Here is an 18,660-nt window from a genome sequence, read left to right on the forward strand (position 1 = left end):
TTTATGTTGATATTAAATAGATGATTGAATTAATTGGCTCAGGGCTGCAAATGCCTCTTCGTTACGCTGGTAGTAAGTCCACTGACCTACACGGGTAGATTTTACCAGCCCGGCACGTTGCAGGGTAGACAAGTATTCGGATACGGTAGACTGCGTAAGTCCGGCTTTATTTTGAATTTGCCCTACACAAACCCCATGATCGAAACCGTTGGCCAGCTGCTCAGGAAAATTTACCGCTGGCTCTTTAAGCCAGTTTAAAATTTGCAGGCGGGTCTTGTTAGAAAGTGCTTTAAAAATTTCTACCTGATCCATAATGCAAATATATATCGGTTTTTCTCGATATGTCTATTTGTTGATAAGAGATGACATTGGTTTGATAAGGGGCGGGGTAGGAAGTTGCAAGTTGCGCGGAGCGAGGTAGAAGGTTGCGAGTAGCGAGGGATAGGGTTACGGGAATTGAGTTAAATTCCTCGCAACTCTCGCAACCCGCTCCTCAAACCCCGCACCCCAACCCCGCTACTCGCACCCCCGCTCCCCGCACCTAACCTCAATTCCTTAAAACATTTAAGAGTAAACGCTGTCCCTTCTATATAATAATTTCTTAACACACCATGCCAAATAATAATCATCATAACGATAACACCAAAGACGAGCTTACCTATATACAAAAAGTGTGGTACACGGTGGCTATAGTAGCCTTGCTGGTAGTGGTCATATTGGTTGCACGGGTAGCTTTTAACGTGTTGTTAATGGTGTTATGCGGCATCCTGATATCGGTGTATTTTCATGGCCTGGGCGATATGATAGAACGGCATAGTCGTATGGGGCGTAAATGGGCTATGGTTATATCGGTGGCCGGTTCGTTTGCCATACTGGGTTTGCTGCTGTGGTTTATGGGGACCAAAATTCAAAATCAGGTATCGCAACTGAGCGAGACTTTACCATCTACCATTGCTACGGCCAGGGCTAAAATGTCGCAAACCCCTATAGGCCAAAAAGTACTGGAATATTTTTCGGGTGATAACTCGCAAAAGATCTTTGCCACTGCACAAAGCTTTTTCAGTACCAGTTTTGGTGTACTGGGCAACATTTACATCATCTTTTTCCTGGGGATCTTTTTTACTGCAAGTCCGTCATTATACAAAGAAGGCATTTTGGTACTATTTCCAGAGGATAAAAAGTTTATGGCCCGTTACATCATGAACCGTATCAGTTTATCGCTTAAAGGCTGGTTAAAGGGCATGCTTTTATCCATAGTACTCATCACTATAATGCTAACCATAGGCCTCAGCATCGCCCATATACCGGTGGCTCTGGTACTGGCCATGATTGCGGGTATGCTCAAGATCATCCCTAACTTTGGTTCGTTAGCGGCCATGATACCCGGTGTTTTACTGGCTTTAACCATAAGTACTAATACAGCTATAGCGGTATCGTTACTTTATATTATATCGCAAACCATTGTAAGTAATATAGTTACGCCGCTTATCCAAAAAAAAATGATCAACCTGCCTCCGGCGCTTACCATTATCAGTCAAATTATAATGGGTACGCTATCGGGCGCGTTGGGCGTTATTATGGCGGTGCCACTGCTGGCTATCGTATTTATTTTAGTTGATGAACTGTATGTAAAGAAGTTAAGTAATGCCTCTTTAATCAACAAAACACGCGATATTCCGCTGGCGGATTAAGTGAAGTTTGAAACACAACTTCAAATAGCACTGAAAAGTATCCGTTCCCTGCAAAACAAGTAATATAAATGCGCCGTATTAAACTCGCATACCGATGTTTATCTGGGCATGAAAAAATTTTACACTAATACGCCGTACAAGCAGTTAAAAAGAATTTCTCCCTGTCATTCGAGATCACAATCCTGTTTTAAACAGGCTCCGAATTTACCCTGTTTAATTAAAACGGATACATGGACAAGTCGTTGCATTTTCAAAGTAGTTGCGCTTATATGGTTTAAGTATGCGGTAAAAAGGGTAATTTTGCTATTTAAGGGATTTTTAATAATTATGGAATGGCGTGGTCGGATAAATTAAAGCTAAAGAAGGGATTAGTAATCGCTTTGAACGAAGCAGGGTACACCGTTCCTAAAGAGATTCAACAAAAAACGCTGGCACGCATAGCCGGCGGACAAGACCTTGTTGCCGTTGGCCCAGAGGGTTGCGGTAAAACCACCACCTACATTTTAGCCATGCTTAATCGCTTTAACTATGCTGCCGACGGAGTAACCCGGGCAATGGTTTTAGTGCCCGATAAAGAAAGTGTGGAAACGGTAATTGCCCGTATTGATGAACTGAACCGGAACAAAACCATATCGGTAGTAGGTCTTTATGCCACACCTGCAATGGAAGCACAAATGGATGCCATGGCCGATGGTGCCGACATTGTAGTGGCCACCCCCGACCGCGCCCGCGCCATTTATCTCAAACTGGGTTTAAATCTCAATAAAATAGAATTGCTTATTTTAGATGATGCTGAACTTATTGTAAAGCAAGGCTTACAACTACCCGTGGCCGAATTAGCCAATAGCATACCCAAATGCCAGCATCTGGTGTTTACCGAAGTACTGCACGATAAACTTAACCGCATGATAGCACCTTTTATGAAGCAGCCAGCCGTTGTTGAGGTAGAAGAAATAGGGGAAGCGCAAATGGATACGCATCCGCAGATATTGTACCATGTTCCTAATTTTGGTACCAAACTAAATTTGCTGCGCTTATTTATGAACGATGCAGAGCTGTTTACCAAAACGGTTGTATTTGTAAATACCCGCCATACGGCCGAAAAATTATATAAAAGCTTCGAAACGCGCGAAAACAACAGTGTGGCCCTGCTTAACTCCTGGTTTTTTGATTGGAACAGCTTTGCCGAGGTTGACGACTTTAAGCAAAACCCCAACGCCCGTTTACTAATTGTGGTAAATGAAGAGCTGGAGCCTATATCCTTGCATGGCGTACCATTTATTTTGCACCTTGAATTGCCTGCCGATAAGGATACTTATGTGGGGCGCATGGTGAATGAAAACCTGAACCCCGATGAAGAAACTATGGCCATTATCTTTGCCACAGACCTGGAGCTGGGCATGGTGCGTAAAATTGAGCAGGCCATAGGGCAAAAAATAGCTGTAGCCGATTTGCCAGAAGATTTAATTATTGAAAGAGAACGGAAGAAAATTACTGAAGAAGATAAAAGCGCAGCCACTAAAAAGAAAGCCGACGAACCCGTGGCCGGCGAAGCTTTTCATGAAAAAAAGGCCAGCAATTCCAAAACCTATAACTACAGTTCGGGCGAAAAGGCTAAAATGAACAAAAAGAAAAAGTACGGGTAGATATTTCCGCTTGCCTTAGATCTTGTTTTTTTAAATGTATTTGTTCTATAAAATTTAACAGATTAAAGTAATACTATGCTTTTAATCTTTCTTATTATTCAAATAAAAGCTTCCTCATTTCATGAGTCATTAAAATCTTTTTTTAAGCATTTTACTTCTAAAAAAAGGTGTTTTCACCCATCGGAGATTTAATTATATATCGGTAACATTGTTACGTGCAATAGCATGTACGTACAACCATTTATAAACCGATAACTCCTCAATATCATGAAACCATCTATTCCCGAACAGATTGTTAAATTATTGGATCCTGATTTTGGATCCGCCACATCACTTTCCTCTGCCGATGAAGAATTTATAACAGCAGCCGAAACCCAGCCCGATCATGAAGCTGAAGCGGTAAAACCTGTTTTTAAAAACAAAATAGTATTTCAGGGCAACTGCGGTTTTGCCATGGGCGGGCAGTTTGCCTATGTACTTAATACCGATAAATTTAATGCCTACCGGGTTACGGTAAAAAATGCATACCGCTGCGGTATAGATTATGGAGAGCTGTACACTACTGTTGATGTTAGTGCTGGCGGAAAGATATCGCTTAGTTGTACAGATTCGGGTTACATTCCGGTTACCTATTATACCTATACTGTTGAGGGAGAACAAATTAATAACTTTACCAATGATGAATATGCCGGGTCTCAGGTTTCTGAGATTAGTATGCAATTACCGGTCTCCAGCAATGAATTAAGCGAAATTAAAGCCGACGACGGTTGGGCTAAGGATTGGCTACCTGAACTTACCAAAGTATATTTATCCTTATATATAGGCTGGTCTCCTCCCGGGGATAAAGATGCAGCCAAGTTTTTAAGTATTACTGTAAATGGCACAGAGGTTAGTTTATCGGGTGCATCATCCACAATTACCGGTTTAATTGTGCCATTAGGACAATACGAGCAAAGTGTCGCTTACCTGATAGCTTGGAAATGCAAGGCCGGACATGTTGGTTACGGTATGAAGACGGTTGTTGGTTACTTCAAAAATAACGATTTGAATACCAGGAAAATACTCGTTACAAAAAACAATGTTAGTACTTATGATGAATGGGACGACGCTGGAACCGTTAACCTGTAGCCGCATTCAATATTAAGCAACCTGTACATTCTCGTCATGAAAAAATCACCTAAACTATTTGTTATGAAAAAAGCACACACCTCCTTAAAAAAAGCGTACTATCACTATGTGTATTGTTAGTACTTTGTATGTTAATACTAACCGTAGCGGCACAGCAACAACCGTTGTTGCATAGCTCAATTGAAAAGCAGATAGATAAAGAATTTGTATATGACGACTTTAAAGCTATTGTAATGCCCGCAATAACTGCTGCACCGGCGGTACACCTTGTAATCCTTTTATTTTACCTGCTATAGGTTATAATTATAATGGTACCTTAAAACATGGTGTACCTTAGGCGTAAAAATGGTAAATGCTGCCGGCGGAAGTGATTGTAGCGGGCCATTAGGCAGCCTGGCTTATCTGGCTGGAACAAGTTACCAACTAAGCGGCGGGTACTATCCGGCTACCAGATCGGGTGATTTTGCCTTTAGCGGGGGATATCGTTTTTTGTTCCTGTTTGCCGAAGCTTCTGCCGGTTATACCATAAGCAACGAACCGGGGTTTCCTAAAAATTTTTTTCATGCTGGCCCAACATTGGGTATCGATCTGCTTTTTGCCCAATTGAATTTGGGTTATGGGTTTCGTACCAAAAAATCAATAATAAATCCGGCGCATCTACCTTGTCGTTGTTGCTGAGTCCGCCATGGTCTTTAAACGGTAACAATAACATTAAACAGGTAAAAGTAGTTATCATCACAACTTAGAAAGAAAAGCATTGAAACAGCAATTCAAGAGTAATTAACCGCATTGATTATTAGTTAATCAACGTACCGTCCGGTTAATATGTGCTCCAAATCGGGAAATATTTTAGTGTGCTTCCACGTTCAAAAAATATTGTAAAATAATATATAATACCTCCCTAAAAATATCTAATAGCCAAATCTGTAGCTTCATGAAAAACTTTCTCTATACCCAAAAATCTATTAAGTAACTTAGCTAAACCTGTAAAAATCGCTTTTTAGGTTAAGTATCGTTTTAAGTTGTTTTGAATTATCGTGTGTTTTACAGAAACATTAAGTACATTTATTTCGTATAAGTAATATAAATTCTAATTAAGCCTATATACAAGCTTACTACCGATGTAATTTCTACTTACCCCATACTAAAAGATTTTCCTATGATGAATGCATTCAGTAAAAGGATTATCTATAGTTTAGAACTTTTTGCCATTATACTGGTTTGTTTGCTTTTTGCCACATATTATAATATTAAGAGGGCCGATAGCCGGGAACTATGGGTTAACCACTCCGATGAGGTATTTATTCATATCGGTCGAGTCCAGATTCTGGCTGCCGAAAGTGAGATTCAGGCACGCAACTACGTGATGTCGGGTCATCCCATTTATGTAAAACAGTTTAAAGCTACCAATGCAGCTGTAATAAGGCAATTAGATACGGTTAAAAATTTTACGATAGATAATGCCTCCATACAACCCGTTATTGACTCGCTCAGTTTTTACCTTGCTAAACGTATTTTCTTTTATCAGCGCGTGATAAATTTGTTCGGTAAAAATGGTTTCCAAAATGCAGTTGAATTTATACAAGGTGGCGAAGGGCAGGTTTATGGAAACAAAACCACGTATTTCATAAACAAGATTGAACAAAATGAAAACAGCTTAATGGCCTTACGCAAAGCAGATTCGGGCAGTGCGCTTCTGATGCTGAATGTTAGCTTGGTGGTAACAGTGGTTTTTATTTTGGCTATGATTATGATGTTGTTACGGAAAGCTCATAATGAAAGTTTGGTACATAACCGTTTAGTGGCCGATTTGATTAATAATAACGAGCGCAACAAGCGGGCCGAAGAAATGGCTGTTTTGGGAACCTGGGATTTAGATATGGTTACCGGGAAAATTAACGGCTCGGAAGGTATGTACCGTATTTGAGGGTGGGATGCGGACGGTAAACAGTATGTGATTGAGGATTTTGTGAAAAGAATACACCCCGATGATCAGAAGATGGTGAGGCAAAGATTTAAAACTTTGACCACACATAAAGAAGCGGACAGCTATTTGTTTCGTTTGTTGGATGGAAACGCCGTTAAATACCTCCGATCGGGCGTAAATGTAAGTCGTGATGATTTCGGGGAGCTTTCACGCATTACCGGCTATGTACAGGATGTTACCGAAAAAATTACATCGGCTGTGAAGCTTAAAGAAGCTAATGATGAACTTACGCTGCTTTTGAACCGTATTGGAGATGTGCTGTTTTCGAGAGACGTGGTTAACGGGAAATTTATACAGATATCTGACACCACCAACCAGTTGCTGGGGTACGCCGCAGCCGAATTTATGGATAACCCCGACCTTTGGATAACCACTATACACCCCGATGACCGTCACATAGTAACAACAGGTAATGCCCGGTTGGCCCAGGGTAATCAAATTACTAACCGTTACCGTATTATTCGTAAAAGTGGGGTAATACGTTGGGTGGAAAATACCATAGTGCCTACCATGAATGAGGAAGGCGAACTGTTACGCATTGATGCCGTGATACGTGATATTACAGACAGTGTTGCGGCCGACGATAGGTTGAGGCGAAGTGAAGAGCGTTACCGGCAGATCGTAGAAACCAGCCATGAGGGTATATGGACCGCCGATGAACATAATAAGCTTACCTTTTTTAACCAGCGGATTTGTAATTTACTGGAATACACGGCTGAAGAACTACAAGGTAAAGATTTTTTTGACCTGGTAGATGAAAACGGTAAACACATGATAGTAAAACAGGCTCAGAATGATGCTGGGCATAGTAATGAAAACTACGATGTTAAGTTTATAAGCAAAACCGGCAAAGATGTTTGGGCCAGCTTATCAACCAGTTCGTTGCATAATGATAGCGGCAAGTATATAGGTATGCTGGCTATGGTTACCGATATTACCCAGCGTAAACTGAATGAGGAAGCACTTATACAATCTGAAGCCAACCTGCGTACCCTGTTTGATAACACCGATATATCTTATGTGCGGTTAAGTGAAAACATGGACATTGTTTCATTTAATAAGCCAGCCTTACAGCATTTTCAAAAGCTTAGTGATAAAATGCTTGAGCCGGGGTATTCTATTTTTAATTATTTCCCTTATGCACGCCGTAATGAAATATATCAGTATTTAAAAAGAATACAACGCGGCCCAAGTGTTAATTACGAATATTCTATCTCCCAAAATGAGGGTTCACTATTGTGGTTTGAGGCACACTGGGTGAAAATTACCAGCACCGGCGATCAAAAAAACAGAGGCTATATACTTTCTAAAATTAATATTACCGAAAGAAAAAAGGCTTTACTGGAGCATGAAAGGTTTACTGCCGAACTGGTAAGACGTAACCGTACGCTTGAAGAATTTACCTACATTGTTTCGCATAACCTGAGGGCGCCGGTGGCTAATATCATAGGCCTCAGCCAAATGCTGGAAGTAGAGGACGACGTATCGTCTCACCAGCAAAGTGTAATTGAGAAAATACTGTCGTCGGTTGATAAGTTGGATAACATGGTGCGCGACTTAAACATGGTATTGCAGGTTAGGGAAAAAATGAGCGAAAAAATGGAAACCGTGAACCTAAATGATGTGATGGTAAAAGTAGAAGTTAGTTTACAGGCATTAATTGCTTATAAAAAAACAAAAATAGTTTGCGATTTTAAACATGCCGATGAATTGTATAGCATAAGCAACTACGTACAAAATATATTTTGGAACTTGGTACAAAACAGTATTAAATATTGTTATGCCGACACCCAGCCTGTTATAACAATTAAAACCAATATTATTGATGATTTATTTGAAATAACCTTTACCGATAATGGCAGGGGTATAGACCTGGAAAAGAACGGGCCTACCTTGTTTGGCCTTTACCGCCGTTATGATAAAAGCGGCGATGGACGGGGGATGGGGCTGTTTATGGTAAAAACTCAGGTAGAAGCCCTGGGTGGCAGTATTCATGTAAAAAGCGAACTGGATAAGGGTACGGAGTTCTGTATTTTATTGCCTATACCCGGAAAGTTAAGATTGGCAAGTTAAATAAGGTTTCCTGTTGTGGAAGATCTGTTTTCACTTGTCAGGCGTCAACGCCAAACAGGGGTACGCTGCTTAGCGTTCAAGCTTAACATATAAGTGTTATACTTCGAAACCCCCATGCGCGGGTATTTAAAAATCAGTATCCAAATACAGGTCCTCTACTTTTTTACGGGCCCAGGGCGTTTTGCGTAAAAACTTCAGGCTCGATGGTATGCCCGGATCGGTTGTAAAACAGTTAATACGGATTCTCCTGCCCATTTCCGGCCAACCGTAATGTGCTACCAGTTCGTTCAACACATTTTCAAGTGTTTTGCCGTGAAGCGGGTTATTGGGTTGGGTGGGCATAAGATACAAAAGTATAATAAAATATGGAAGGTTAGTGAGCGTGATATGCTCAGGAGAGTTTCGTTATATTGTTTCAGGCTGTAGCAGATCAATCAAAAATGCCGTATAGTTACTAAACACGTTCACTAATGAAAATAACCGACGTTACCCGAGTAAAATTTGCAGTGTATGCATTATTGCTGCTTGTACTATTAGTAAGTGCCTGCAAAAAAGACAAAGCAAGGCCCGATGTGGAGTTCAATACGCTGCAGGGTACCTGGAAAGATAGGGAATCGACCCCCAATTTTAACAAGTTTTTAAAGGTGACCCAAGACAGTATCTTCCTGATGTTTAAACCGATTGGGAACTTTAACGAGGAGAGCTATTTTAGCGGTACTTATAACATTAAAGGGGATAGCTTGAAAGTTAATTTTAATGAGTCGGTAACCAAGCGCGATAATAAAGTAATTTCGAAAATTAAAATTTATGGTCAGGTATTGGATAATGCTACGTTTAAGCTAAATAATAACATTCTTGCCCTTAAATACTTGAGTTACCCGGCCGATGCACCCGTGGTTGCCAGGTCTACTTTTGAAAAGGTTGGCTATTAATTGGCCCTGATTGCGTAACTTAGTTGCTTTGCAAATGAATACCATACAACTTAAACGCACTACCAGTGCCCACCCGGATTTTTGCATGCTGGTAACCCAACTGGATCACGACCTCCGCATCCGTAACGGTGAGATGATGGATATTTACGATCAGCATAACAGGATCGAAGCAATTGACACCGTGGTTATTGCTTATGTAAATAATACTCCCGCCGCCTGCGGTTGCTTTAAACCGTTCGATGACCATGCGGTAGAGATCAAGCGCATGTTTGTGCAACCGCAATTCAGAGGCAAGGGACTAAGTAAGCAGGTATTGCAGGCCTTGGAGAACTGGGCCCGCGAGTCGGGTTTTACGTACACGGTCCTCGAAACCGGCAAAAAGCAGGTAGAAGCCTTATCATTGTATCCTAAAGCCGGTTATCTCGAGATCCCTTTGTACGAACCTTATGTTAATCTGCCCGATAGCGTTTGTTTCCGTAAAAAGCTATAATCAGTATGCATTTACAGGCGCAGTTAAGCCTCACTATATGCTTTTTCTAAACCGGCAATGTCCAGTTTCACCATTTGCATCATGGCCTGGGTTACTTTACGGACCTTGTCAGCATCTTTATCGCCCATCAATTTAAAAAGTTGAACAGGTACAATTTGCCAGGTTACGCCATACTTATCGGTTAACCAGCCACATTGCATAGCCTTACCGCCCTCCAGTAATTTATCCCAGTAATGGTCAACCTCATCCTGGTTATCGCACCTTACCACAAAAGAAATAGCCGGTGTGAAATTGGCAAAATCACCACCGTTAAGCGCCGTAAAATCAAGTCCGAACAGTTGAAAACCCATTGTCATTACCGAACCGGGCTTACCTGGGCCACCCTCGCCATAGCGCGCAGTGCTGGTGATTTTTGCGTTTTTAAATACAGATACATAATGATTTACAGCTTCCTCTGCATTATTGCTGAACCATAAAAACGGACTTACCTTTTGCATATTTTTTTTTAATTAATTGGTTTGTTGGTCTTAATAAAGGTATTGTTTATCCGCTATACATTGGTGGTGCCAATACGACAATGTAAGGGGGTGTTAACGGCAAATAAAGGTTAAAACAGTTTGTATAATTACCGTGATTTAACGGGTTACTTGTTACTATATTAATGCCTAATTTTATAATAGTTAAAATTATATCCGTACCCTTATTTATACTATACCATACTTTTACTAATGGCTGCTCCTAAATTAAAATTACTGGCTATGAGCAATGTAATGTATATTGGTTTTCCCGAAGCTACACTAAAGTCCACCGCCGAACCCAAATCGGCCACGGTTAAAAAGGTTTTATGGGGCGATTGGGCCGAGGTAGTAGATACCGATGGCGAATTCCGCAAGATACATTGCCGAAATGCCGTAGGATGGGTACACCATACCAAACTACAGACAGACCGGATCCTGGAAATAAATTTTATTGACGTTGGCCAGGGCGACGGCTGTTTTATAGTAACCCCGCAAGATGAGTTCATATTGGTAGATGCCGGTGTGGCCGATAATATGTACCGCTTTTTAAAATGGCGTTTCAATCTCGATCATAACCAGTTTAGGGTGCCCATTAAGCACCTGATTATTTCGCACCCTGATGAAGACCACTATAACGGCTTTAAATACATTGTAAACTCGCCCCGCTTTAGTATCGAGAATATTTACCATAACGGCATTATTGAGCGCACAGGTAAAAACCTGGGCCCGGTTGATGCCAGCGGACTATATTTAACCGATTTGTACGCTACCCACCAGCAAGCAAAAGACCTGGTAGAAAATGCGGCCATGCGCGGCAGCAAACAATATCCTAACTTGTTATTTAATGCACTTAAAATGCAGCCTCAGCCTCATATCAGCATGCTGGAAAAAGGCGGGGAAATAGCCGGGTATGGTAAGCAGGATAAGGTGCAATTCAAAATATTAGGCCCGGTAACCGAGCAGGTGGATGGCAAAAAAGCATTGCGTTACTTTAATAAAAACGATGGTGAGGCCAAAAACGGCCATTCGGTAATAGTACAGCTTATAATGGGCAAGGTGAAGATTTTGCTGGGTGGCGACCTCAATGATGCATCTGAAGAATATTTGGCCGAACACTACACCGGTTATAATCCTAAAAAAATTACCACCGAAGCCGAACGGGAAGATATGATTAGTAAAGGGCGGGAGGTTTTTGAATCGGATGTGTTAAAATCATGCCACCACGGCAGCCATAAATTTATCGATGATTTTTTGAGTTTTTTTAATCCTGTAGCCACAGTTATTTCCAGCGGCGATAACGAAAGCCACACCCATCCAAGACCCGATACCCTGGGTGCAATTGGCAAACACAGCAGGGGCAAACGCCCGCTTATATTTAGTACCGAACTGGCTCGCTCGGCAAAAGAAAAGCTAACCGTTAACGATAAGGACATTGCCGAATTATATAAACTGATAGAAGAAAGAAAAGTTGCCGCCGACGATGACAAACCCGGGCTGGATAAAAAAATAGCAGCTATTAAATATAATATGGAACGGGTAATAGCGGTGTACGGAATGATTAACGTGCGCACCGATGGCGAAAAGGTGATAATAGCTCAAAAGAAAGAAGAACGTGGCGGAGGATTTATTATTTATGAGCTGCACCCCGGCCTGGATGGGAAACTTTTTTATAAGAAATCATAGTAAAAACAAAGCCTTTTTTGTTAAGCGTAAATACTCTTTTTTAATAAATTTTGAATGGTAAGCTGAGATAAGCTTAATTACAATGCCGATTAATTTGCAGCCAGCGGTATGCTGAAATAAAAGGTTGAACCTATACCCCATTCGCTTTCAACCCAAATGCTGCCATTGTGCCGCTCTATAATTTCGGCGCACAGGTACAAGCCGATCCCAAATCCCGATATAGATTGGGTAGAGTTATTTTCCACACGATAGTAGCGTTCAAACAGCCTGGCCATATCATCGGGTTTTATGCCAATACCCTGGTCTGTAACACTTACCTGCGCGCTGCCGTTAACTGTTACACAGGCCACGTTAATGGTACTGCCCACAGGTGAATATTTAACAGCATTACTTATAAAGTTATTAATTACATGTCCAATTTTATTATGGTCGGCTTTAACAAAAGTAGGTTCTACCGGTTTAAATACAATATGATGGGTCATGTTGGTGGCTATGGCTTCGTCTTCTGCATCTTTAACCAGGTCTTTCATGTTAAAGTGCTGCCTGTCAATATGAATTTTGCCCGACTCTAAACGCGAAACGTTCAGGAAGCCGTTGATCATGGTGGTCATTTTTTGTACCTGCCTCCTGGCTTTCTCTAATGCCCCAACGGTAAAGCTGTCTTTATTATGCTGCGCTTTCCCCAGCAGCATTTGTATGTAGGCACTTAACGATGTTAACGGCGTTTTTAACTCGTGGCTTACCATGCCTATAAAATCGTTTTTTCGCTGATCGTCCTTTTTTTGCTCGGTAATATCCATTACAGTGCCCGAAAAGTAAGAGTCTCTGCCATTTAGGGCAGGGTTGAGTTTACCAGTAGCCCTAACCCAGCGCAACTGCTGCGTTCGGAATTGTATAATGGGGTATTCCAGATCGTAAGTTTTGCCCTGTTTTATGGCCGCGTTAACTTCGTTAACAACTTTATTGCGGTAGTCATCTCTTATTTGTTCAACGGTGGCATCGTAGGGCATCACCTCATCGGTGTTATATCCAAAAAATTCTTTTAAACGGCACGAAGGCATAAACTGGCGTGTTACCGCATCTATATACCAAATGCCCAGTTTGGCTTGTTCAATAGCTATGTTTTTAAGTTCCTGGCTATCGGCTAACTGTGTGTTTAAAAGCAGGAGCCTTTCCTGGGTCTCGGTTAATTCATTGTTGGTAACAAGTAGTTCTTTATTTGCATTGGCTATTTCTTGGTTGGTTGCCGCCAGTTCTTCATTCAAAGCGCTCACCTGTTGCTGCGATAGTTCTAATTCTTCATTAGAGGTTAGTAACTCTTCGTAAGTGGCGGCAGCTTCTTCAATGTAGGCTTGTTGCTTTTCAATTTCTTCAATGGCCGATAATCGGAGCTCTATTTCGTCCATTACAATTTCGGCCAGGCTTTGCAATATTTCTCGTTGATGGCTATCAAATTCGCGTGGCGATTTATCAATTATGCAGAGGGTACCTATCAAAAAGCCATCGTGGGTGGTTATGGGCGCACCCGCATAAAACTTTAACCCAAACTGGCCCGCTACATTGGGGTTGGTAAGCAGGCAGGGTTCGGTAAAGGCATTTTCAAAAACCGTAACTTCGGGTTTTAATACGGCAAGGGAACATAAACTTACTCCGCGTGATGTAACACGTGTATTGCTCATACCTATATTAGCCTTAAAATAAACATTTTCGGCATCAACCAGCGATATCAGGGAAATTGGTACTTTAAAAATCTGAGTGGCCAGGCGGGCCACATTATCAAACGCACCCTCGGGAGGTGTATCTAAAATTTTGTAACGGTTTAAAGCCGCGATCCGTTCTTCATCGTTTTCGGGGATGATATTTATACCAAAAGTGTTATCCATCTTGAACTGAAAAAGAACGGTATGTAATTTGTATGCTACTAATTCAATAAACCAACATCATGAAAGGGTAATTGTTTATGGCTATAATTATTAAAATAAAATTATAAATATAGTGAAGAATATAAAATAAAAGCTGTGCTATTTAAAAAAATAGCACAGCCCCCAATTGATTTAGTTAACTTTTATTTAACTACAGTAGCTTCAAATTCAACTTTTAGTGTTTCAAATAAACTTTTTACTTCTAACATAGAGGTTGCCTGTTTAATACCGTGTTTGGCTATCCAATCCTGAAAAATAGGAAAGTTGGGCCATAGTTCGGCGGTTGAGGTGGTGTATATGTTCAATCGCACAATACCGTTAAGGTTGTAGCCGGCTTCGGTAATAACCTGTTTGAGGTTTTGCAGGGCCAGTTTTATTTGCGATGGCATATCTTCGTTGCTCGATATGCCATCGGGGTAAATTGCTGCCTGACCCGAAATATATAGGGTGCTATTTGCTTGTTTTACTTCAACGGCTTGTGAGTAACTACGTTCGTCTTGCCATTTCCAGGGATTAATGCTTCTTGTTTCCATTTTGATGATTTTTTGTGTTACGCCAAAGCGGCGCTGTGTTTAAAATTTACACAACAAAGTTCATCATAACAGCCGGAAACTGCTGTTGAGATAACTCACAATTATGAGGTGATGTACATCACACTTTAAGATAAAGCCTGCTCAATGTTTCACGCGAAACGCCCAGGTAGGATGCAAGCAAGCTCTTAGGTACGCGTTGAACAAGTGAAGGGTATTGTTGAATAAGTTGCTCGTAACGCTCTTTTGAATTAGAGGTTAGTGAAGATATAATGCGCCGCTGTGCGGCCAAAAAACCAAAGGTTGCTTTTTCTAAAAAAAACTTTTCCATTTTTTGAAGTTCGTTGCATAGCTTTCTGTAATTTGGTAACGACAGGCATAATACTTCGGTATCTTCAAGGCATTCTAAAGATAGTGTAGCCTTGGTTTGTGTATAAAAAGCCAAAAAATCACTTTCCCACCAGTCTTCCATTGCAAAAGAAACAATATGTTGTTTTGCGGTATCGTCGGTGTAAACCAGTTTTAAAAGCCCCGAAATAATAAAGTGATGATAATTTACATCTTCTCCGGGCTGAATCAGGAACTGGTGTTTTTTGTATTTTTTTGTAATAAAGTTTAAATTAACCAATGCAAACTCATCATCGGTAAGCGGTATAATTTTCTCTATGTGGTCTCTTAGTTTATGGCTCATACCACAGGCAAAGTTAGTATTTTGAAATGAGTATAAATGAAGTGCTTACCCCAATTTTAAAAGTTACCCACTTACCCTAACTGCTGTGATTTCAGCTTTTGAGCGGCCAGTTCGGCAATTACGGTTATGCGTTTTTGTAGCAAGTTTAAGTGAGATTATCAATAACCCTATGTAGTATAAAAAGCAAACCGAAATTTTTATAATACCCGTTTTATACATTTGCAAAATTGTATATTCCAACGGTAAAATTTAAACCATGAAAACTGTTAGTAAGGGATTATCGGCAGATGAACGTACTGAATTGTTTGATATACTGAAGTCGCGTTTTAAGAACAACACTAAACGCCATAAAGGTGTAGATTGGGACAGGGTGCAAGCCAGGCTGGAAGCTAACAGCGAGAAGCTATGGTCGTTAAAGGAAATGGAAATAACGGGGGGAGAGCCGGATGTGGTAGGTGAGGATAGCCAAACCGGCGAAATTATATTTTTCGATTGCTCGGCCGAAAGCCCTAAAAGCCGCCGGAGCCTGTGCTATGATCAAGAGGCCATGGAAGCGCGCAAAGAAAACAAACCGGTAAACAGTGCTTTAGGTATGGCTTATGAAATGTGTATTGAAGTTTTGACAGAAGAGCAATACCGCCACTTACAAACGCTTGGTAAGTTCGATACCAAAACATCGAGCTGGTTGCAAACACCTGCAGCTATTCGCAAGCTGGGTGGTTCTATTTTTGCCGATTACCGTTACGGGCAGGTGTTTGTGTACCATAATGGCGCGTCTTCTTACTATGCTGTGAGGGGATTTCGGAGCTGTTTAAAGTTTTAAATTATACACAGAGTAACACCTAATCAATAAATATTATGATGAGTCTTGAGGTTGATTTTTACTTTACCAAAGCCAAAAAGTGGCAGCAAGAAGTAAAATTACTACGAACAATTGTTTTAAACTGTGGGCTAACTGAGGAACTGAAGTGGGGTAAGCCTTGTTATACGCACCATAAAAGCAATGTTGTTTTAATACACGATTTTAAGGAATACTGCGCGCTGCTATTTATGAAGGGTGCTTTGTTGAAAGATGCCAACGGCATCCTGGTTCAGCAAACGGAAAATGTGCAGGCAGCGCGACAGCTCAGGTTTAGCCATGCCGAAGAAATTGAGGAGTTGGTACCAGTTATAAAGGCTTATATATACGAAGCTGTAGAAGTGGAAAAGGCAGGCTTGCAGGTAAGCCTGAAAAAAACGACCGAATTTAAAATGCCGGAAGAATTTCAGTTGAAGTTAGCAGCAACCCCAGCCCTGAAAACGGCTTTTGAAAACTTGACACCCGGAAGGCAAAGGGCTTACTTACTTTATTTTTCCGCACCCAAGCAAGCTAAAACCCGCGAAGGCAGGGTTGAAAAATATTTGCCGCAAATATTGAGTGGTAAGGGTTTGGATGATTGAAAATAGGCGATACTAATCAGGAGAATTGTTTAATGCACTAATGAATATATAAGAATGAATACTACCGATACACACAACCAGCGCATGGCCAAAATGACCTTTGCATCGGTATATCCTATGTACGTTGCCAAAGTGGAGAAGAAAGGCAGAACCAAAGAAGAACTGCACGAGGTGATCACCTGGTTAACCGGCTTTAATGATGATCAACTACAGGAATTAATTAACGAAAAAGTAACGTTCGAAACCTTCTTTCAACAAGCTACGCTCAACCCCAATGCCCATCTTATTACCGGAACCATCTGCGGGTATCGGATAGAAGAGATCGACAACCCGTTAACGCGGCAGGTACGGTATTTGGATAAGCTGGTGGATGAATTGGCGAAAGGGAGAAAGATGGAGAAAATATTGCGGGATGGGAACGGCCTTTTCAGTACATAGCGCCGGAGTCGAACCATATAACAACAAAGCCCTACCTGAAACAGGAAAGGCTTTTGGAGCGAAAGACGAGATTCGAACTCGCGACCCCGACCTTGGCAAGGTCGGGGGTCTACTAATGAGCTAATTCGCATTTAGATAACAAAAGCTCATATGAAAAAGGAGCTTTTGTACTTCAGCATTTACAGGTTTTGAACCTTTCTTAAGATCTGAATATTTGCGTTTTTAGGAAATATAATTTATAAAGGGAGAGAGAAGAATATCGAACTAAACAGAAGTTTATTTTTACTTTACGAAAAAAAAATGTTAAAAACTTATTTGATTTTGCTCCTCTTAAATGATAACTCCAAAGGCATCAATAAAGTGTAAAACCAATTTTTAGGTAACAATTCTTTATCTTCTTGTATACAATCAAATTCTTTAAACACCTTACCATTCTCCATCGCATATTTTTTTTCAGAATTCATTAAATCAACGTATAAATTGCACTTTAAGCATTTGTTATCGTGAACTGCATGATATTCACAAACCTGGCAATCAATCAGGTTGTTTCTGAAATTTATCAAATACGGCTCTAAATCAGCAGTTACAAGTTTCGATGGAATACTTTCAAGGAATATAAGCCAGTTTAAGTCCGAGCAGCGAATTAATACCATATCTGCATTTTCGAAGCGCACTTCCGCCCAAGATATTCTGTCTGTAAAGTTGTTATTAGGAGCGTCTAAATATTCCAAAAACTTAATTTCTGTTATATCTTTCCATAAATATCTATTTTGCTTGGAAAAGAAGTATGATTCGTTGTAAGTAAAGCCTGTATAGTCGATATCTAAAATTTTGGGATATTTTAGTACGTAATGCTCTTTGCATAAAATATACCAACAACCGTCTATGTCAACTAACTTTGCCGATGCACTACAGATTTCACAAGACGTGCTAATTAATTCCTGATAACGAAGTAGAATTGCTGACAGCTGCTTATCGTTGGGTAAAACATTATAGACGAATGCATCATGCCGTAAGTATCTGTTAAAATTAAAATCCATATTATAACTCCAACCTGTGTGCACCAATTCTTCAAACATTTCCCTAAAAAGCTTTTTATGACCTGAAGCACACTTGTTTACAAAGCTCTCAATATAAGATTGATTAGCATCCTCAATGTTTTTCATAATTGGATGAATTTAATTTATATAAAGCAGTATTTACCAAGTTGTTTGAATTTATACTTGAAAATTAATCACCGCTCTAAAGTAATGGTGGCCTACTAATTAACCTATATATACCATAGATCAACAAATCCCCATAAAACAACAAAACCCTCCCTGAAACAGGAAAGGCTTTTGGAGCGAAAGACGAGATTCGAACTCGCGACCCCGACCTTGGCAAGGTCGTGCTCTACCAACTGAGCTACTTTCGCATTTAGATAACAAAAGGATCAGTCCGAAAAGTTGGGGGAACGAAAGCTTAGGCATAGATTTTAGTAAGTCTAAAAAG

Annotated in this window: 20 protein-coding genes and 1 tRNA gene; 13 read left to right on the forward strand and 8 right to left on the reverse strand. The window is 40.6% G+C overall.

Translation table 11 applies throughout. The annotated features are described in order from the left end of the window. Positions 1-12: 12 nt before the first annotated feature. Entirely contained in the window at positions 13-312 is a 300-nt protein-coding gene (locus ACFQ3S_RS09465) for an ArsR/SmtB family transcription factor (protein ID WP_377163665.1), read from the reverse strand. A 299-nt stretch (positions 313-611) separates the two neighbouring features. Between ACFQ3S_RS09465 and ACFQ3S_RS09470 the strand changes: the two genes are divergently transcribed. From ACFQ3S_RS09470 to ACFQ3S_RS09500, 7 genes are all read left to right on the forward strand, one after another. After that, a complete protein-coding gene (locus ACFQ3S_RS09470; protein ID WP_377163667.1) occupies positions 612-1,691 on the forward strand; it encodes an AI-2E family transporter in 1,080 nt (359 codons plus the stop codon). Positions 1,692-2,023: 332 nt separating this feature from the next. Continuing rightward, complete coding sequence (locus ACFQ3S_RS09475) at positions 2,024-3,337, forward strand: DEAD/DEAH box helicase (RefSeq protein WP_377163669.1); 1,314 nt, start codon at positions 2,024-2,026, stop codon at positions 3,335-3,337. Between the two features lie 267 nt (positions 3,338-3,604). Further along, positions 3,605-4,465, forward strand: coding sequence for a hypothetical protein (locus tag ACFQ3S_RS09480; RefSeq protein ID WP_377163671.1), 861 nt, complete (start codon positions 3,605-3,607; stop codon positions 4,463-4,465). A gap of 128 nt (positions 4,466-4,593) precedes the next feature. Beyond that, on the forward strand, positions 4,594-4,761 hold the full coding sequence (locus tag ACFQ3S_RS09485; protein ID WP_377163673.1) for a hypothetical protein: 168 nt from the start codon (positions 4,594-4,596) through the stop codon (positions 4,759-4,761). Positions 4,762-4,810: 49 nt separating this feature from the next. After that, entirely contained in the window at positions 4,811-5,143 is a 333-nt protein-coding gene (locus ACFQ3S_RS09490) for a hypothetical protein (protein ID WP_377163675.1), read from the forward strand. 481 nt (positions 5,144-5,624) lie between these two features. Beyond that, complete coding sequence (locus tag ACFQ3S_RS09495) at positions 5,625-6,392, forward strand: CHASE3 domain-containing protein (RefSeq protein ID WP_377163677.1); 768 nt, start codon at positions 5,625-5,627, stop codon at positions 6,390-6,392. Between the two features lie 42 nt (positions 6,393-6,434). Further along, positions 6,435-8,525: a PAS domain S-box protein gene (locus ACFQ3S_RS09500; protein ID WP_377163679.1), complete on the forward strand. Its 2,091-nt coding sequence runs from the start codon at positions 6,435-6,437 to the stop codon at positions 8,523-8,525. A 126-nt stretch (positions 8,526-8,651) separates the two neighbouring features. Here ACFQ3S_RS09500 and ACFQ3S_RS09505 read toward each other — a convergent pair whose 3' ends face one another. After that, the gene (locus ACFQ3S_RS09505; RefSeq protein WP_377163681.1) at positions 8,652-8,867 is read right to left on the reverse strand and encodes a VF530 family protein; all 216 of its coding nucleotides are present in this window, start codon (positions 8,865-8,867) and stop codon (positions 8,652-8,654) included. Positions 8,868-8,995: 128 nt separating this feature from the next. Between ACFQ3S_RS09505 and ACFQ3S_RS09510 the strand changes: the two genes are divergently transcribed. Both ACFQ3S_RS09510 and ACFQ3S_RS09515 read left to right on the forward strand, forming a co-directional pair. Further along, complete coding sequence (locus tag ACFQ3S_RS09510) at positions 8,996-9,457, forward strand: hypothetical protein (protein WP_377163683.1); 462 nt, start codon at positions 8,996-8,998, stop codon at positions 9,455-9,457. Positions 9,458-9,491: 34 nt separating this feature from the next. Further along, entirely contained in the window at positions 9,492-9,947 is a 456-nt protein-coding gene (locus tag ACFQ3S_RS09515; protein WP_377163685.1) for a GNAT family N-acetyltransferase, read from the forward strand. Positions 9,948-9,970: 23 nt separating this feature from the next. Here the strand turns inward: ACFQ3S_RS09515 and ACFQ3S_RS09520 are convergent, their stop codons facing one another. Beyond that, a complete protein-coding gene (locus tag ACFQ3S_RS09520) occupies positions 9,971-10,444 on the reverse strand; it encodes a VOC family protein (RefSeq protein ID WP_377163687.1) in 474 nt (157 codons plus the stop codon). A gap of 231 nt (positions 10,445-10,675) precedes the next feature. Here ACFQ3S_RS09520 and ACFQ3S_RS09525 point away from each other — a divergent pair, with 231 nt between their 5' ends. Continuing rightward, positions 10,676-12,148 (forward strand): ComEC/Rec2 family competence protein, encoded by a 1,473-nt coding sequence (locus ACFQ3S_RS09525; protein WP_377163689.1) that lies wholly within the window; start codon positions 10,676-10,678, stop codon positions 12,146-12,148. A gap of 89 nt (positions 12,149-12,237) precedes the next feature. On the opposite strand, the gene ACFQ3S_RS09530 is transcribed toward ACFQ3S_RS09525, so the two are convergent. The 3 genes from ACFQ3S_RS09530 to ACFQ3S_RS09540 all read right to left on the reverse strand — a co-directional run bounded on the left by ACFQ3S_RS09530 (position 12,238) and on the right by ACFQ3S_RS09540 (position 15,291). Further along, positions 12,238-14,031, reverse strand: a complete 1,794-nt coding sequence (locus ACFQ3S_RS09530; protein WP_377163691.1) for an ATP-binding protein — start codon at positions 14,029-14,031, stop codon at positions 12,238-12,240. 182 nt (positions 14,032-14,213) lie between these two features. Continuing rightward, the gene (locus ACFQ3S_RS09535; RefSeq protein WP_377163693.1) at positions 14,214-14,603 is read right to left on the reverse strand and encodes a RidA family protein; all 390 of its coding nucleotides are present in this window, start codon (positions 14,601-14,603) and stop codon (positions 14,214-14,216) included. Between the two features lie 118 nt (positions 14,604-14,721). Beyond that, complete coding sequence (locus ACFQ3S_RS09540) at positions 14,722-15,291, reverse strand: Crp/Fnr family transcriptional regulator (RefSeq protein ID WP_377163695.1); 570 nt, start codon at positions 15,289-15,291, stop codon at positions 14,722-14,724. A 256-nt stretch (positions 15,292-15,547) separates the two neighbouring features. Here ACFQ3S_RS09540 and ACFQ3S_RS09545 point away from each other — a divergent pair, with 256 nt between their 5' ends. The 3 genes from ACFQ3S_RS09545 to ACFQ3S_RS09555 are packed head-to-tail and all read left to right on the forward strand — an operon-like array spanning position 15,548 to position 17,169. Further along, entirely contained in the window at positions 15,548-16,114 is a 567-nt protein-coding gene (locus ACFQ3S_RS09545) for a DUF4256 domain-containing protein (protein WP_377163697.1), read from the forward strand. Between the two features lie 35 nt (positions 16,115-16,149). Further along, on the forward strand, positions 16,150-16,731 hold the full coding sequence (locus ACFQ3S_RS09550; protein WP_377163699.1) for a YdeI/OmpD-associated family protein: 582 nt from the start codon (positions 16,150-16,152) through the stop codon (positions 16,729-16,731). Positions 16,732-16,785: 54 nt separating this feature from the next. Next, the gene (locus tag ACFQ3S_RS09555) at positions 16,786-17,169 is read left to right on the forward strand and encodes a DUF2200 domain-containing protein (RefSeq protein WP_377163701.1); all 384 of its coding nucleotides are present in this window, start codon (positions 16,786-16,788) and stop codon (positions 17,167-17,169) included. 311 nt (positions 17,170-17,480) lie between these two features. On the opposite strand, the gene ACFQ3S_RS09560 is transcribed toward ACFQ3S_RS09555, so the two are convergent. Together ACFQ3S_RS09560 and ACFQ3S_RS09565 are read right to left on the reverse strand one after the other, a co-directional pair. Next, positions 17,481-18,335 (reverse strand): hypothetical protein, encoded by an 855-nt coding sequence (locus tag ACFQ3S_RS09560; protein ID WP_377163703.1) that lies wholly within the window; start codon positions 18,333-18,335, stop codon positions 17,481-17,483. A 172-nt stretch (positions 18,336-18,507) separates the two neighbouring features. Next, positions 18,508-18,583 (reverse strand) — tRNA-Gly (locus ACFQ3S_RS09565). Positions 18,584-18,660 lie beyond the last annotated feature (77 nt).

Source organism: Mucilaginibacter terrae, from assembly GCF_042679325.1.
Taxonomy (GTDB): domain Bacteria; phylum Bacteroidota; class Bacteroidia; order Sphingobacteriales; family Sphingobacteriaceae; genus Mucilaginibacter; species Mucilaginibacter terrae.

Excerpts from the sequence above, each read along its gene's own strand:
- ACFQ3S_RS09465 (WP_377163665.1), bottom strand. The coding sequence starts at position 312 with ATGGATCAGGTAGAAATTTTTAAAGCACTTTCTAACAAGACCCGCCTG.
- ACFQ3S_RS09470 (WP_377163667.1), top strand. The coding sequence starts at position 612 with ATGCCAAATAATAATCATCATAACGATAACACCAAAGACGAGCTTACC.
- ACFQ3S_RS09475 (WP_377163669.1), top strand. The coding sequence starts at position 2,024 with ATGGCGTGGTCGGATAAATTAAAGCTAAAGAAGGGATTAGTAATCGCT.
- ACFQ3S_RS09480 (WP_377163671.1), top strand. The coding sequence starts at position 3,605 with ATGAAACCATCTATTCCCGAACAGATTGTTAAATTATTGGATCCTGAT.
- ACFQ3S_RS09485 (WP_377163673.1), top strand. The coding sequence starts at position 4,594 with ATGTTAATACTAACCGTAGCGGCACAGCAACAACCGTTGTTGCATAGC.
- ACFQ3S_RS09490 (WP_377163675.1), top strand. The coding sequence starts at position 4,811 with ATGGTAAATGCTGCCGGCGGAAGTGATTGTAGCGGGCCATTAGGCAGC.
- ACFQ3S_RS09495 (WP_377163677.1), top strand. The coding sequence starts at position 5,625 with ATGATGAATGCATTCAGTAAAAGGATTATCTATAGTTTAGAACTTTTT.
- ACFQ3S_RS09505 (WP_377163681.1), bottom strand. The coding sequence starts at position 8,867 with ATGCCCACCCAACCCAATAACCCGCTTCACGGCAAAACACTTGAAAAT.
- ACFQ3S_RS09510 (WP_377163683.1), top strand. The coding sequence starts at position 8,996 with ATGAAAATAACCGACGTTACCCGAGTAAAATTTGCAGTGTATGCATTA.
- ACFQ3S_RS09515 (WP_377163685.1), top strand. The coding sequence starts at position 9,492 with ATGAATACCATACAACTTAAACGCACTACCAGTGCCCACCCGGATTTT.
- ACFQ3S_RS09520 (WP_377163687.1), bottom strand. The coding sequence starts at position 10,444 with ATGCAAAAGGTAAGTCCGTTTTTATGGTTCAGCAATAATGCAGAGGAA.
- ACFQ3S_RS09525 (WP_377163689.1), top strand. The coding sequence starts at position 10,676 with ATGGCTGCTCCTAAATTAAAATTACTGGCTATGAGCAATGTAATGTAT.
- ACFQ3S_RS09530 (WP_377163691.1), bottom strand. The coding sequence starts at position 14,031 with ATGGATAACACTTTTGGTATAAATATCATCCCCGAAAACGATGAAGAA.
- ACFQ3S_RS09535 (WP_377163693.1), bottom strand. The coding sequence starts at position 14,603 with ATGGAAACAAGAAGCATTAATCCCTGGAAATGGCAAGACGAACGTAGT.
- ACFQ3S_RS09540 (WP_377163695.1), bottom strand. The coding sequence starts at position 15,291 with ATGAGCCATAAACTAAGAGACCACATAGAGAAAATTATACCGCTTACC.
- ACFQ3S_RS09545 (WP_377163697.1), top strand. The coding sequence starts at position 15,548 with ATGAAAACTGTTAGTAAGGGATTATCGGCAGATGAACGTACTGAATTG.
- ACFQ3S_RS09550 (WP_377163699.1), top strand. The coding sequence starts at position 16,150 with ATGATGAGTCTTGAGGTTGATTTTTACTTTACCAAAGCCAAAAAGTGG.
- ACFQ3S_RS09555 (WP_377163701.1), top strand. The coding sequence starts at position 16,786 with ATGAATACTACCGATACACACAACCAGCGCATGGCCAAAATGACCTTT.
- ACFQ3S_RS09560 (WP_377163703.1), bottom strand. The coding sequence starts at position 18,335 with ATGAAAAACATTGAGGATGCTAATCAATCTTATATTGAGAGCTTTGTA.